Here is a 14,206-nt window from a genome sequence, read left to right as displayed (position 1 = left end):
ACCGACACCGCCACGGGAGGGTGGTGGGGCACCCGCCAGGCCCAGCGGCATACGGCATCGCATGGCGGAGCCGGGGCCGCGCGGGCTGTGCTGAAGGGTTTCCGTGACGAACCGCCACGGAGCGGCACGTATCAGGACTAGGGTCGAAGCACCCTGAAGGACAGTGGCGTCTTGGGAGGGTCCGCATGGTCATGCACCGCAGCTGCCCGGGTTACGTCGACGAGCCCTTCGCCTCGCTCGTCGCGGACTACCCCGGTGTCGAGGCCTATTCGCCTGCCGACTTCCGCGTCGAGTGGGGTCCGGTGTTTCACCGGGGCCGGCTCGACGGGTCGGCCCGCGTGCTCGTCATCGGGCAGGACCCCGCAGCCCATGAGGCGATCAGCCGGCGCATCCTCGTCGGCGAGGCCGGGCAACGCGTCCAGGGGCTCCTCGCGAGGCTCGGACTGACGCACAGCTACGTGATGCTCAACGTCTACCTCTACAGCGTCTTCGGGCAGGCGGCCGGTTATCGACACGTCAAGGACCCGGAGATCGTGGAGTACCGGCACCGGTGGCTCGACGCGGTCCTGCTCGATCCCGAGGTGAGCCCGAACGTCACGGCCGTCATCGCGCTCGGCACACTCGCCAAGCGTGCCTTCGGCGTCTGGGAGGGCAGCTCGCCGGAGCGGGCGGCCCGCGCAGCCACGCTGCACCTCGCCGCGGTCCGGCACCCCACCTACGCCGAGGGCTCCGCGCGCGCGAGCGGCCAGCCGCTCGAGGACACGACTGCGGCGCAGCTCGCGGACTGGAGCGGGCACCTGCCGGCGCTGGGCGCCGCGGTGGTTCCCGAGGTCACCCCGAACCTGCGCCCCTACGGCGAGACGTGGACCGAGCAGGACCTCGTCGCGATCCCCGAGCAGGACCTGCCGGCGGGATCCCCGTCGTGGTGGCGGGCCGTGGACTCGTGGGCGGTCCGGGAGGGGCCAGATGCCCAGGAGAAGCGCGCCTCGATCCGGGTCACCGTCCCGAAGGGAGCGCGGTCATGGCCGACTCTGTGACCGGCGCCGGCTCGGCATCGGGTGGGGTGTCGTTCGAAGAGGCCTACGGCCGTGGCATCACGGACGAGCTGCCGCCGCCGCCCCGTCGCGCGCGGGCGCTCCCCCCGACGCCCTTCGCGCTGAGGGGTGCGGTGATCACCCCTGACGGCGCGTGGTCTGCTGGGTACGTCACGGTGGCCGATGGCCGGATCGACCGGGTCAGCCGGCGCCGGCCCACGTCGGTGCCCGTGCTGGAGACCGAGGGCGTCATCCTGCCCGGCCTGCTCGACCTCCACGGCCATCCGGAGTTCAACGTCTTCGCGGCCTGGGAGCCGCCCAAGGTCTATGCGAACCGCTACGCGTGGCGGCGCTCCAGCGCCTACAAGCAGCTCGTCCGGGATCCGCAGAACGCCCTCCGTGACGCGGTCCCACCACAGACGCAGACCCGGTATGCCGAGGTGCGCGCCCTCGTCGGCGGAGTCACCGGCATCCAGGGCGCGGCGTCGACGAGCAGCAGCGCCTCCGCCGAGCCACTCGTGCGGAACATCGACCGGTGGGCGTTCGGCTCCCACCGGGCCAGATCCCTCGTCGACCTGCCGACGGGCAACTTCGGCAAGGAGTCCTTCGACCGGATCATGGCGCACATCGCCGCCGGCACGGTCAACGCGTTCTACCTGCACCTGTCCGAAGGCAGGCGGGGAGACGAGGTGAGCGCCGACGAGTTCCGGCGCTTCATCGACCTCGGCGCGGCCACGCCGGCGACCAACATCATCCACGGCAGCGCGCTGACCCGGGCCGAGCTGCACGAGGTCGCCGACGCCGGCTGCCGGCTCGTCTGGTCGCCACAGTCGAACCTGCGGCTCTATGGCGAGACGACCCTCGCCGGTGAGGCGCTCGCAGCCGGGATGCCGGTCACGCTCGGCGCGGACTGGTTGCCGTCCGGCTCCACCAGCCTGCTCGCCGAGATGAAGGTCGCCCGCCGGGAGCTCGCCCGGCAGGGCCACCCGGTCGCCGCGGCCGACCTGGTCGCCATGGTGACCTCGGTCGCGGCTCGGGCGGCTGGCCTCGAGGAGCACCTCGGGTCGATCGCGGTGGGGCGCCCCGCGGACCTGCTGGTCCTCGAGCGCCACCACCGCGATCCCTACGAGAGCGTCTGCCTCGCCGACCCCTCGTGGGTCGAGCTGGTCTGCATCGGCGGGGACGTCACCTACGGTCGAGCCGACTGGTTCGACCAGCTCTCCGGTGCGGCCGCTGGGTCGACCATCGAGGACCTCACCGCCTGGGGCAAGCCGATGCGGCTGGACACGGGCTTCCAGGCGCCGGGAGTGGCTCCGTCCCTCACCGAGATCCGCGCCCTGCTCACGTCGGCGTACCCACCGGTCGGCCCCATCTTCGCGTGACCCGGCCGGCTCGACAGGGGCTCAGACGCGCTGCCGCCGCCGCGTCGACAGGACGCTCGTCACGGTCACCGTGGCCAGGATCCCGACGATGACGGCGAGCGACAGAAGGGTCGGGATCTCGGGAACGCTCGGCCAGACCCCGTGGGCCCAGTGCAGCACGAGCTTGACGCTGATGAAGCCGAGGATGAGCGCGAGGCCGTGGCCGAGGTGGACGAGCGAGGACAGCGCGGTCTCGAGGACGAAGTAGAGCGCGCGCAGACCCAGCAGGGCGAACGCGTTCGTGACGAAGACGAGGTAGGGGTCGCCGGTGATGCCGTAGACCGCCGGCACCGAGTCCACGGCGAAGACCACGTCGGTGCCGAGGATCGCGATGGCGACCAGCGCGAGGGGCGTCAGGGCGCGACGGCCGTCCCGGCGAACGCTCAGCCGTGGGCCGACGTAGTCGTCGGTGACGGGGTAGAAGCGTCGCACGAGACGGACACTGCGCAGCTTGCGCACGTCAATGGCGTGGTCGACGTGGGTGAGCGCGTCACGGCCGACCTTGATGGCCGTGACGAGCAGGATCGCGCCGAAGAGCAGGAAGGTCCACGAGAAGGTCGCGATGAGCTGCGCCCCGACGAGGATGAAGACCGCGCGGAGGACGAGCGCGCCGGCGACGCCCAGCAGGAGCACGCGCTGACGGAGCTCGCGGGGCACGGCGAACGCGGCGAGCAGGACGATGAAGACGAAGAGGTTGTCGACGGACAGCGACTTCTCGACGAGGTAGCCGGTGACGTACTCCAGACCCTGCGCCGAGCCGTACGCCGCCCACAGCCAGGCCCCGAACGCGAGCGGCACGGCGATGTAGAAGGCGGACCACCCGACCGCCTCGCGCAGGGTGGGGTCGTGCGGTCGTCGGGTGATGGCGAAGTCGAGGGCGAACAGGCCGACGACTCCGGCGATGGTGAGCCACCAGAGGGTAGGCGTCGCGATGGAGTCGGTGGCGGCGGCGGGCATGGCGGCAGGAATGGCGCTCGCGATGAGCATGGCTCTCCTCAGATCGTCAGGTGCGGTCTGAGGTCTCCTTCACCGACGGCTGGCCGTCGACGTCCGCCCGAGGTGGTGGGCCACCGGACTGACCGGCGCGGACACTGGGAAGTACTCCCCTCGGCGCCAAGGATAACCCGAGTTTCAGGCTTGTGCCGCATCCTCCAGGCGGCGCGCGGCAGGCCAGCAGCGGTGACCCCCCGGCGCCGTGATCACTACGGCACTGCTCACTCCGGCTGAGCAGTGCCGTAGTGGCTGAGCGATGGAGGGGCTTGCTGGGGGGCGTCGCATGTTCCTGTGCACACGTTGCTATAGCCGCTAGGGTTGGCACATGGCCCGTCCTGCGAATCCCTTCCGGCCCGGCTTCAACGCTTCGCCCCCCGTGCTCGTGGGACGCGACCACCTCCTCGACGCCGTGCGGGAGGCGCTCGCGGTAGCCGCGCTGGACGGCCGGACCCCTCGGCCCATCGTCATCACGGGCACGCGCGGGGTGGGCAAGACCGTCGCCCTGGGTGAGGCGGCCGCCCTGGCCGCGTCGGAGCATTCCTGGCCGACGGTGCACGTCGAGGTGCGCCCTGGACGGGACTTCACACCCCTGCTCACCGAAAGGGTCATCGCGGCCGGCCACCTGCTCGAGCACACGACGGCCGACGAGCGCAGGCACCCCGTCGTGACGGGCGGCCGGGTCGGCGCGTCCGCGCTGGGCGTCGGAGGCGAGGTCGAGGTGCACCTCGAGCGACGCGAGCCCGGACCCGTCGATCCGCTCGAGGCGGCCCTACGCGCCGCGATGCGCACCGCGATGGAGGAGGATGCCGGCCTCGTCATCACCCTCGACGAGGTCCAGTACGCCCAACGGGCCGAGCTCGCGGGTTTCACCGCCATCCTCCAGGAGCACATGGCGGACCAGTGGCCGCTCGTGGTCCTGGTGGCCGGCCTGCCGTCCATTCGCGAGCCGCGCCGCACGGTGACCTACCTCGAGCGAGGCGAGTGGCACGAGCTGGGGTTGCTCAGCCTGGACGAGGCCGAGCAGGCCCTCACCGGCCCGGCGGCCGACGCGGGCCGCCCCCTCTCGCCTGACGCCGCCCGGGCGCTCGCGACCGAGTCCGGCGGCTACCCCTATGCGGTCCAGCTCTACGGCCACCACGCGTGGCGCGCCTCGACCGGCGCCGACCGGATCCTCCTCGAGCATGCCGAGGCGGCTCGGATCGCGGCCCGTCGCGAGCTCGAGGCGGGCCTCTACGTCGCCCGCTGGAACGACGCGTCCGAACGCGAGCGCGAGTACCTCGCCGCCACCGCGCGGCTGATCCTGCGCTCCGGCGAGGCGACCGGTGGGGCCGTGGCTGCCGAGCTGGGCAAGGCAGCCACGGAGGTCTCGTATCTGCGGGATCGGCTCATCAAGAAAGGCACCCTCTACCCCGAGGGGTCGCGCCTGCTCTTCATCACTCCAGGCATGGCGGAGTGGGTCGCCGGGCTCTGACCAGCCAGGTTGCCACACCGACGAGGAGCAGGCCGCCGATCACCAACAGGCCGTACCAGGACCCGGTCATGGCCGCGAGCCACGCCTCGACCAGGGCCAACCCGATGGTCGCGTAGATCACTGCCCAGGCCAGCGACCCCACCATCGCCGCGGGGACATAGAGCGGCAACGGCATCCGCAACAGTCCCGCGGTCAGATGGATCGTCGTCTGGATGCCGATGGTGAGGTAGGACAGGGTCACGGCGACCGGGCCCAGTCGTCGCAGCAGCATCTCGGCACGAGCCCGCCCGGTCGGCTCTGGGCGCGGACGGTGCCGGCGCCAGCCGGCGATGGCGCCGCGGCCCACCCAGTAGGTTGCGTTCGACCGGGCCATGACGATGACCCAGAGCGCAGTGACGGCCTGCCAGAAGGGAAGGGCCGCCAGGCTGTCCAGCATGACCTCACCCTAGGGCCGGCCGGGCGCCCGGTCGTCAGTTCGTCCGGAAACTCACCGCAGTGGGATGCTGGCCCTGCCATGAACGAGTCCCGCGACCTCTACGTGTCCTCCCCGTCGAACCCCCGCCTCAAGGCGCTGGCCGGGCTGCGCCGGCGGCGCACGCGGGAGGAGACCGGCCAGACCCTGGTCGAGGGCCACGAGGAGATCCGCCTGGCGCTCGACGCCGGTGTGACGCCCCGGACGCTCTATCTCTGCGAGGACCTCTTCAGTCCCTCCGGCCGCGCGGGGTCACAGGACATCGGCACCCAGCCGGAGCTCGTCGAACGACTCCGAGCGGCAGGGGTCGAGATCGTGCGACTGAGCCCAGCGGCATACGGGAAGGTGTCCTACCGCGAGGGGCCCGATGGCCTGCTCGCCGTCGTCGACAACGTCGGCGTGCCGCTGGGCTCGCTCGGCGTCGCCGGGGACCACTGGCTCGGGCTCGTCGCCCAGGGTGTCGAGAAGCCCGGCAACCTCGGGGCCATGCTGCGCACCGCTGACGCTGCCGGTGTCGATGCGGTCCTCGCTGCGGACCCCGTCACGGACTGGGGCAACCCCAACGTCGTGCGTGCGAGCAAGGGCACCCTCTTCGCCCTGCCGGTCGCGAGCGGGACGACCGACGAGATCCGGTCGTGGCTCGCGCGCCATGACATCGCGCTCGTCGTGACCACCCCCGAGACGGACGTGCTGCACACGGACGTCGACTACACCGGGCGGGTGGCGATCGCGGTGGGGTCCGAGAAGCACGGGGTGGACGACGCGCTGCTCGCCGCCGCCGACCACCGCGTGCGCATCCCGATGCATGGTCGCGCCAACAGTCTCAACGTCTCCGTGGCGGCCGCCGTCGTGCTCTACGAGGCAGTCCGGCAACGGGCCTCGCGTCTCGCGCCCGCCGATCCGGCCTGACTCGGGGGGTGGTCAAGAGCACCCCTTGCGGTGTGTCACGATTGACCGTATGCGAGTTGACCACGTCTCCTATGCGGCAGAGCACGACGGCCTCCAGGCAACGGCCGAGAGGCTCTCGAAGCTCCTCGGTGTGGAGCCCGTTGACGGCGGCGTGCACCCACGCTTCGGGACGCGGAACGTCATCCTCCCGCTCGCGGACCGCAACTACGTCGAGGTCGTCGAGGTCCTGGACCACCCGGCCTCCGACAAGGCCCCCTTCGGGCAGGCCGTCCGGGCCCGCTCCGAGGCCGGCGGTGGCTGGCTCGGCTGGGTCGTCGCGGTCGACGACCTGACCGCCGCCGAGAAGCGGCTCGGCCGCGAGGCGGTCGACGGCAACCGGCACCGCCCCGACGGCACCGAGCTGCGCTGGCGGCAGATCGGGATCAAGGGCCTCATGGCCGACCCGCAGGTGCCCTACTTCATCCAGTGGGAGGACGTCTCGCTTCACCCGGCCAACGGGTCGACCGCGGACGTGCACATCGGCGAGCTGCAGATCGCCGGGGACCCGGCGCGGGTGCGTGAGTGGCTCGGGGTGGACCAGACCTTCGACAAGGGCGACATCCACTTCACCTTCGTCGCGCCGCACGGCACCCCCGGACTGCTCTCCGTCACCTTCCACACCCCGGACGGCGACGTCACGATCTGAGACGCTGCGCGCTCGCCAGCGGGACGAGGGCAGCCACCGTCGCGAGCGTGGCCGACCAGGCCGGCTCGACGAGGCCGAACCCGGCTGCCACGAGCGCGACAGCGTTGTAGCCGAGGGCCCAGCCCACGTGCTGGCGTGTCACCGCGTGCGCCTGCTGGGCCAGCGCAACCGTGTCCGCGACCCTGTCGAGGTCGCCGTGCGCGAAGAGCGGCTCGCCCTCGGTCCGGCCGATGACGGCGACGCGACGACCCTGTCGCTCCAGCTCGGTCACGAGATCCACGTCCCCGGGCCCGGGCGCTGAGCGGACCTTGCCCGGGTCGATGCCCGCCGCGGCCGCCACTCCACGGGCCTGGGCCTCGCCGTCCTCGCCGACCAGGTAGGTCGTGAGACCGAGGTCCTTGAGCCGTCTGACGGCCGGACCTGCCCCGTCGCGGACCGTGTCCTGCACGGTCAGCGCGGCGCGGGCGCGACCGCCCCAACCGACGAAGACCGTGTGGCCGGGAGTCTGGTCCGCGTGGGCGAGCAGGCTCCGGTCGAGGCGCTCGAAGAGGGCCGCCTTCCCCACGGTCACCTCGGTGTCCTTGATCACCGCCGAGGCGCCCTCGCCCGGGTCTGCCTGGAACTCACGGATCCGCGGGAGGTCGATCCGGGCCAGCCGCGCCCCCGCGACGATGGCGCGGGCCACCGGGTGGTCGCTGCCCTGCTCCACGGCGGCGGCCGCCGTGAGTGCCGCCTGCTTGGAGAGACGACCCGTGACCGCGATCTTGTGGAGCGAGAGGTCCCCCGTGGTCAGGACGTCGGTCCGGTTGATCACGACGGTGTCGAGAGCCGCGGCGGTCGCGAGGGCGTCGGCGTCGGCCAGCCCCAGCCGTCGGGTCGCTCGGGCCCGAGCAGCGGCGAGCACGGTCGGCGCTGCCAGGGCCGCGGCTGGGAAGGAGGCAACGAGCAGGACGGCGACGGCCACCTGGAGGGACGCCACCAGGGACTGGCCGGTGACGAGCCGCACGGCGAGGACGATCGCAGCGACGAGGACGACACCGGGGCCGAACCAGGCTTCCAGGCGTTGCACCGAGCGCGGAGCCGGTCCCGCTGGCCCAGCGGCTGTGCGGGTGCGCTGCTCCAGGTGGTGGACGAGGAGCAGCAGGGCCGCGGCCGTCGCCGGGGTGCCGAACCAGACGTCCGGGGCGTCTCGCGCGACGTCGACCACGGTCGCCACCCAGGCGATGACGACGCCGAGCAGGACGGGCACGTCCGGGTTGGGGCGACGCCGCCGGACCGATGCCCATGCCGACTCCAGCGGGCGGCGGGCGCACCAGCCGACGATCGCGCTGGTCAGGAGCACCTGGATCCAGCGCCCGAGGGAGTGGTCGCCCGCCCACAGCGCTAGAGCGAGCACAGCGAGGGCGAGTCCGATCGCGCTGATGACCCGGAGGGGTGGGGCGATAGCGACACCTGCAGCGGTGGAGTCGGCGGTGGCCGGTCGTCCTGCGGCGCCAACGCCCGCCTCGGCGCGCCGGCGCAGCTTGGTCAGCAGCTCGTCGGCCCGAGGGTTCTGGTCAGCTCGGCCCCGCATGTCTCACGACGCTAGCCCGATCGAGGGCGCACTTCCACGACCCGGGGGGCGAGTCAGCACAGAAGTGGAATTCATACCCGGGCGGGGTATGTTGTACTGATCAGCACGTCGGGCGAAGGAGGGTCTATGGAGCACGTGATCGACACCGTGCCGCACCAGCACGGCTACATCCACCAGAAGGATGACTACCTGCGCCGGCTCCGACGCATCGAGGGGCAGGCCCGCGGTCTGCAGCGGATGGTCGACGAGGAACAGTACTGCATCGACATCCTCACCCAGATCTCGGCGATGACGAAGGCGCTGCAGTCGGTGGCGCTGGGGCTGCTCGACGAGCACATCGCCCACTGCGTCGTGGATGCGGTGCGTGAGGGCGGTCCGGAGGCCGAGCTCAAGCTCAAGGAGGCCTCGGACGCCATCGCCCGGCTCGTTCGGTCCTGAGCCGCCCGGCCCGACCCGACAACCCGACCAGAACGCGCACGAGGGCCCGCCGGTGGCAACCGGCGGGCCCTCGCTCCTCCCCGGGTGGGGTCAGCGACCCGAGGCCGAGGTCTTCAGTCGTGTCTGGACGACGAAGAGCCCCTCCTCGGTGCCCGTGAAGACGACCTTGCCGTCCTTGAACCACGGGTAGTTGCTCCACGAGCCGGCGAAGCCGGTGTGGTCGTCGGCCGGGTAGCCGTCGAAGAAGCCGGCCTCACGCATCCGGCCCTGGTCGAGGCGCCAGCCGTCGAAGATCCGCAGCCCGCTCGTGTAGTTCGACTCGTAGGCGAGCCCGTCCTTGATGAAGATGTTGTGGTCGATGGTGTTGAGGCCAGAGCTCGCGGTGCCCGTCAGCTGCGGGTTGTCCAGGTCGGACATGTCGAAGATGTAGGTCGTCGTCTCCTGGACCTTGCCAGCAAGCTCGTCGATCTCGTCACCCATGAGGAAGTACTTGTGGTCCTCGGAGAACCAGCCCTGGTGGGTGTAGGCGGAGGTCTCGTAGGGCACCCGAGCGAGCTGCTTGACGTCGGCCGGGTCCGTCGCGTCGAGCACAGTCACCGTGTCCTCGTTGGAGGCGGAGCAGATCTCGCGCCCCGTGTAGTCCGCGTCCGGCCCGTGGTAGGTCACGCAGTGGATGTCGTGCGTGTAGCCGTCGCCGCCGTAGCACCCCGCGAACGCCGGGTTCTTCGGGTCCGACAGGTCGAAGATGAGCGGGCCGCCGTTGACGCCTTCGCAGAGGGTGACGTCACGCCGCGCCCCGATGACGTAGGCGGTGTCGCTGTCCTCGTTGATGGCGAGGTTGTGCGCGTGCCCGAAGCCGCCGACCCAGTTGTCCTCGGTCCACGTCTGCTCCTCGGTGACGCCCCTCAGGCGGGTCAGGTCGAAGACCTGCATGCCGTGCCCGGCGTTCTCGCTGACGACGTAGGCGTGGTTGTCGTTGACCTTGATGTCACGCCAGATGCCTCCGGAACGCACCTGCGTGTGGGTGGGCAACAGGCCGAGGTAGCGGACGTCGTAGCCGTCCGTGACGTCGAAGAACGCCGTCCCCTCGAAGGTCCCCAGCAGGGCGTACTCACGGTCGGTCTCCGGGTCCGTCCAGCCCCAGACGTCGTTGGCCCAGATCGACCCGATCTCCTTGAGCGGCACATAGGTCATCAGGTCGGCCTTGTGGCAGGGGAAGATCCCCGCCCTGTCGTCCTCGCAGCGGACGTTGGTGAGGCGCTCGGCGGGCACGCCGCCGGGGCTGACGTCCTCGATCACGAGGTCGAAGCCGGCCTCCTTCCCGGATCCGTCGTGCTCGGGGTGGGCAGTCGCAGTGGACGTCGCAGCGGCGGCCATCCCGACGGCGAGCAGGGTCGCTGCTGCCGCCGAGAGGATCGATTTCGCAGAGGTGCGCACCGGTTCTCCTGTCGTGTGTCAACGGGGCCCCCTGGTGAGAACCCGTGGCGCAAGTCACATTAATCCGACAAATCGGAACCGTCGCGTTGAATTCGGCGGAGCGCCGGACCCCGGTTGGGAATGGATACCCCAGCGGGGTATGTTGAAGGGGTACGCACCACCCGACAGAGAGGCACGACCATGAGCGAGACCAGCACCTACACCGTCGTCGGCATGACCTGCGGCCACTGCGTCGCCTCCGTCTCCGAAGAGGTCGGCGCCATCCCCGGTGTGGAGAACGTCGACGTGGACCTGAAGAGCGGCCGCGTGACCGTGACCAGCGGTGCCCCCGTGGAGGAGGCGCAGGTCAAGGCCGCGGTCGAGGAGGCGGGCTACGCGCTCGCTCCGACAGCATGACGACGGCCACCAGGATCGTCGGCTTCGTCGTCGGCCTGGTCGTCGTCTTCGCGCTCGCCCTCGGGCTCGGCCGGCAGGTCGGGCCCATCGGGGAGCCGGCGGCGGCCCACCCCGGCGCCGCCTCTCCTGCTACGGGTGATGGGGCCAACGGGGGCGCCGCCGACCTCCCGGGCGGCCTGATGGTGAGCCAGGACGGTTACACCCTCCAGCTCTCGTCGCCGACCGCCGGCCCCGGGACTGACGTCCCCGTGTCGTTCACCGTGACCGGTCCGGACGGCCGGCCGGTCACCGACTTCGAGATCGAGCACGAGAAGGAGCTGCACCTCATCGCGGTGCGACGCGACTTCACCGGCTACCAGCACGTCCACCCAGCGCGGGGTGACGACGGGACCTGGAGCACAGAGCTCGACCTCGAGCCGGGCCTCTGGCGCCTCTTCGCCGACTTCACCGCGAGCGGCGCCGACAACCTCACCCTCGGCGCCGACCTCTCCGTGCCGGGCTCGGCCGCGCTCGCGGAACCCGTGGGCGAGACCCGCACGGTCACCGTCGACGGCTACACGGTCACTCTCTCCGGCGACCTCGTCGCGGGCGAGGAAGCGCGGCTGACCCTCACGGTCAGCAAGGACGGCACGCCCGTCACCGACCTGCAGCCCTACCTCGGCGCCTACGGCCATCTCGTCGCCCTGCGCGAGGGGGACCTCGCCTACCTGCACGTGCACCCCGACGGAGAGCCCGGCGACAGCACGACGAAGCCCGGCCCCGACGTCGTCTTCTACGCCGAGGTCCCGAGCGACGGCGCGTACCGTCTGTATCTGGACTTCCAGCACGAGGGCGTCGTGCACACCGCGCCGCTCGTCGCGACAACCGTCGCGTCGTCGGCCGACCACTCACCCACACCGGACCACTCCGGAGATGATCACTGATGACCACGCCGACCACGACCTCCGACGCCGGGCAACTGGGCCTGCCCGCGGCGCCCGGAGCCATCGAGCTCGAGATCACCGGCATGACGTGCGCCTCGTGCGCCAACCGGATCGAGCGCAAGCTCAACAAGCTCGATGGCGTGACCGCGACCGTCAACTACGCGACCGAGAAGGCCAAGGTCTCCTTCCCCGACACGCTGACCCCCGAGGAGCTGGTGAAAGCCGTTGAGGCCGCCGGTTACGGCGCCACGGTCCCTGCGCCGCCGAAGACAGCGGAAGGAGCGGAGGCCGGGGGTGACCCGGAGGCGAGCCCAGCGGCATACGACCGCGTTCGGGCGCTGCGCGAACGAGTGATCATCTCGGCCGTCCTCAGCATCCCCGTCATTGCCATGGCCATGGCGCCCGCCCTGCAGTTCGACTACTGGCAGTGGGCGTCGCTGACCCTCGCCGCGCCCGTCGTGGTCTGGGGCGGCCTGCCGTTCCACAAGGCCGCTTGGACGAACCTGCGTCACGGGACGACGACGATGGACACCTTGGTCTCCATGGGCACGCTGGCCGCGCTGGGCTGGTCGCTCTACGCACTGTTCCTCGGCAGCGCGGGCATGCCGGGGATGGTGCATCCCTTCGAACTGACCATTCAGCGCACCGATGGCGCGAGCAACATCTATCTCGAGGCCGCCGCGGGCGTGACGACGTTCCTGCTCGCCGGACGCTACTTCGAGGCGCGATCGAAGCGACAGGCCGGCGCGGCCCTCCGAGCACTGCTCGAGCTCGGCGCCAAGGAGGTCTCGGTCCTGCGCGAGGGCCCGTCCGGAGAGGTCGAGGAGCGGATCCCCACGTCTCGCCTGGAGTCGGGCATGCGCTTCGTCGTCCGGCCCGGCGAGAAGATCGCCACCGACGGGGTCGTCGAGGACGGCACCTCCGCGGTCGACGCCTCGATGCTCACTGGCGAGTCGGTCCCCGTCGAGGTGGCTCCCGGGTCGACGGTGGCCGGGGCGACGATCAACGCGGGCGGCCGCATCATCGTGCGGGCCACCCGCGTCGGCTCGGACACCCAGCTCGCGCAGATGGCCCGGCTCGTCGAGGACGCCCAGAACGGCAAGGCCCAGGTCCAGCGGCTCGCCGACCGGATCTCAGGCATCTTCGTGCCCATCGTCATCGCACTCTCCGCGGCGACGCTCGGCTTCTGGCTCGGCGCCGGGGCAGGCGCCACGGCAGCGTTCACCGCGGCGGTAGCCGTCCTCATCATCGCCTGCCCGTGCGCACTGGGCCTCGCGACCCCGACCGCCCTCATGGTCGGGACGGGCCGCGGCGCCCAGCTGGGCATTCTCATCAAGGGACCCGAGGTGCTCGAGTCCACGCGCCAGGTCGACACCGTCGTCCTCGACAAGACCGGCACCGTGACGACAGGAGCCATGGCACTCCGAGCCGTCGTCACCGCCGACGGTGAGGACGAGGCCGAGGTGCTGCGTCGCGCCGGTGCCATCGAGCACGCCTCGGAGCACCCCATCGCCCGCGCCATCGCTGCAGGGGCCGAGGAGCGCGTCGGTGCGCTGCCGGCGGTCGTCGACTTCGCCAGCACGAGCGGCCTCGGTGTGCGGGGTGTCGTCGATGGGACTCAGGTCTTCGTCGGCCGCCCGGGCTTCGTCGTCGAGCACCAGCAGACGCGGAGCACCGAGGTCGACGAGATCGCCGCGATGCACGAGGGCGAGGGCGCAACCGTCGTCCAGGTCGCTTGGGGTGGCCGGGTGCGAGGCGCCCTCGTCGTGGGCGACACGGTGAAGGCCACTTCCGCGCAGGCCATCGCCTCGTTCCGCCAGCTCGGGCTGCGGCCCATCCTGCTCACCGGCGACAACGAGCGAGCGGCGCGCGCCGTCGCGGCCGAGGTCGGCATCGGCGCTGATGACGTCATCGCCGAGGTCCTGCCCGCGGACAAGGTCGATGTGGTCAAGCGGCTCCAGTCCGAGGGCCGCGTCGTGGCCATGGTCGGCGACGGCGTCAACGACGCCGCAGCGCTGGCCCAGGCGGACCTCGGTCTCGCCATGGGCACGGGCACCGACGTGGCGATCGAGGCGAGCGACCTGACGCTCGTCCGCGGTGACCTTCGGGTCGCTGCCGATGCGATCCGTCTCTCGCGGCGCACCCTGGCGACGATCAAGGGCAACCTCTTCTGGGCGTTCGCCTACAACGTCGCCGCCATCCCGCTGGCCGCTGCCGGCCTGCTCAACCCGATGCTGGCCGGGGCAGCCATGGCGTTCTCGTCAGTGTTCGTCGTCTCGAACTCGCTGCGGCTCAGGGGTTTCAAGGCCCAGGCCAGCTGACCTGCTGGCGACCTGGCACCGGCGCTCGCTCGGCTGACTGACTACGGCACTGCTCAGCCAGAGTGAGCAGTGCCGTAGTCGATGCGGACGGCTCCCAGCGCGAGCCCCACGCCAGCGGCCCCGCGCTGGGAGC

13 protein-coding genes are annotated in these 14,206 nt (G+C 71.3%); 9 read left to right on the top strand and 4 right to left on the bottom strand.

Translation table 11 applies throughout. The annotated features are described in order from the left end of the window. Positions 1–191: 191 nt before the first annotated feature. Positions 192–1,037: a uracil-DNA glycosylase family protein gene (locus OO014_RS05320; protein ID WP_272461242.1), complete on the top strand. Its 846-nt coding sequence runs from the start codon at positions 192–194 to the stop codon at positions 1,035–1,037. Continuing rightward, entirely contained in the window at positions 1,022–2,416 is a 1,395-nt protein-coding gene (locus tag OO014_RS05315; RefSeq protein ID WP_272461241.1) for an amidohydrolase family protein, read from the top strand. Before OO014_RS05320 ends, OO014_RS05315 begins: the two co-directional genes overlap by 16 nt. A 21-nt stretch (positions 2,417–2,437) precedes the next feature. Here the strand turns inward: OO014_RS05315 and OO014_RS05310 are convergent, their stop codons facing one another. Then, entirely contained in the window at positions 2,438–3,442 is a 1,005-nt protein-coding gene (locus tag OO014_RS05310) for a TerC/Alx family metal homeostasis membrane protein (protein WP_272461240.1), read from the bottom strand. Between the two features lie 331 nt (positions 3,443–3,773). On the opposite strand from OO014_RS05310, the gene OO014_RS05305 reads away from it, so the two are divergent. Next, on the top strand, positions 3,774–4,919 hold the full coding sequence (locus OO014_RS05305) for an ATP-binding protein (RefSeq protein WP_272461239.1): 1,146 nt from the start codon (positions 3,774–3,776) through the stop codon (positions 4,917–4,919). On the opposite strand, the gene OO014_RS05300 is transcribed toward OO014_RS05305, so the two are convergent. Beyond that, entirely contained in the window at positions 4,882–5,355 is a 474-nt protein-coding gene (locus OO014_RS05300; RefSeq protein WP_272461238.1) for a DedA family protein, read from the bottom strand. The genes OO014_RS05305 and OO014_RS05300 overlap by 38 nt on opposite strands. A 78-nt stretch (positions 5,356–5,433) precedes the next feature. Here OO014_RS05300 and OO014_RS05295 point away from each other — a divergent pair, with 78 nt between their 5' ends. Both OO014_RS05295 and OO014_RS05290 read left to right on the top strand, forming a co-directional pair. Next, on the top strand, positions 5,434–6,300 hold the full coding sequence (locus OO014_RS05295) for a TrmH family RNA methyltransferase (RefSeq protein ID WP_272461237.1): 867 nt from the start codon (positions 5,434–5,436) through the stop codon (positions 6,298–6,300). 49 nt (positions 6,301–6,349) lie between these two features. Continuing rightward, on the top strand, positions 6,350–6,985 hold the full coding sequence (locus OO014_RS05290; protein WP_272461236.1) for a VOC family protein: 636 nt from the start codon (positions 6,350–6,352) through the stop codon (positions 6,983–6,985). Here OO014_RS05290 and OO014_RS05285 read toward each other — a convergent pair. Next, positions 6,975–8,558: an HAD family hydrolase gene (locus tag OO014_RS05285; protein ID WP_272461235.1), complete on the bottom strand. Its 1,584-nt coding sequence runs from the start codon at positions 8,556–8,558 to the stop codon at positions 6,975–6,977. The two genes, OO014_RS05290 and OO014_RS05285, sit on opposite strands and share 11 nt — an antisense overlap. A 126-nt stretch (positions 8,559–8,684) precedes the next feature. Between OO014_RS05285 and OO014_RS05280 the strand changes: the two genes are divergently transcribed. Beyond that, the gene (locus OO014_RS05280) at positions 8,685–8,996 is read left to right on the top strand and encodes a metal-sensitive transcriptional regulator (RefSeq protein WP_272461234.1); all 312 of its coding nucleotides are present in this window, start codon (positions 8,685–8,687) and stop codon (positions 8,994–8,996) included. A gap of 90 nt (positions 8,997–9,086) precedes the next feature. Here OO014_RS05280 and OO014_RS05275 read toward each other — a convergent pair whose 3' ends face one another. Continuing rightward, a complete protein-coding gene (locus OO014_RS05275) occupies positions 9,087–10,433 on the bottom strand; it encodes a choice-of-anchor B family protein (protein ID WP_272461233.1) in 1,347 nt (448 codons plus the stop codon). A gap of 180 nt (positions 10,434–10,613) precedes the next feature. On the opposite strand from OO014_RS05275, the gene OO014_RS05270 reads away from it, so the two are divergent. The 3 genes from OO014_RS05270 to OO014_RS05260 are packed head-to-tail and all read left to right on the top strand — an operon-like array spanning position 10,614 to position 14,073. Next, on the top strand, positions 10,614–10,829 hold the full coding sequence (locus OO014_RS05270; protein WP_272461232.1) for a heavy-metal-associated domain-containing protein: 216 nt from the start codon (positions 10,614–10,616) through the stop codon (positions 10,827–10,829). Continuing rightward, on the top strand, positions 10,826–11,752 hold the full coding sequence (locus tag OO014_RS05265) for a hypothetical protein (protein ID WP_272461231.1): 927 nt from the start codon (positions 10,826–10,828) through the stop codon (positions 11,750–11,752). Before OO014_RS05270 ends, OO014_RS05265 begins: the two co-directional genes overlap by 4 nt. Beyond that, positions 11,752–14,073: a heavy metal translocating P-type ATPase gene (locus OO014_RS05260; protein WP_272461230.1), complete on the top strand. Its 2,322-nt coding sequence runs from the start codon at positions 11,752–11,754 to the stop codon at positions 14,071–14,073. Before OO014_RS05265 ends, OO014_RS05260 begins: the two co-directional genes overlap by 1 nt. The last annotated feature ends 133 nt before the right edge of the window (positions 14,074–14,206 follow it).

This window comes from Intrasporangium calvum, from assembly GCF_028446585.1.
Lineage (GTDB): Bacteria > Actinomycetota > Actinomycetes > Actinomycetales > Dermatophilaceae > Intrasporangium > Intrasporangium calvum_A.
This window is presented reverse-complemented; position numbering and strand designations above follow the sequence as displayed.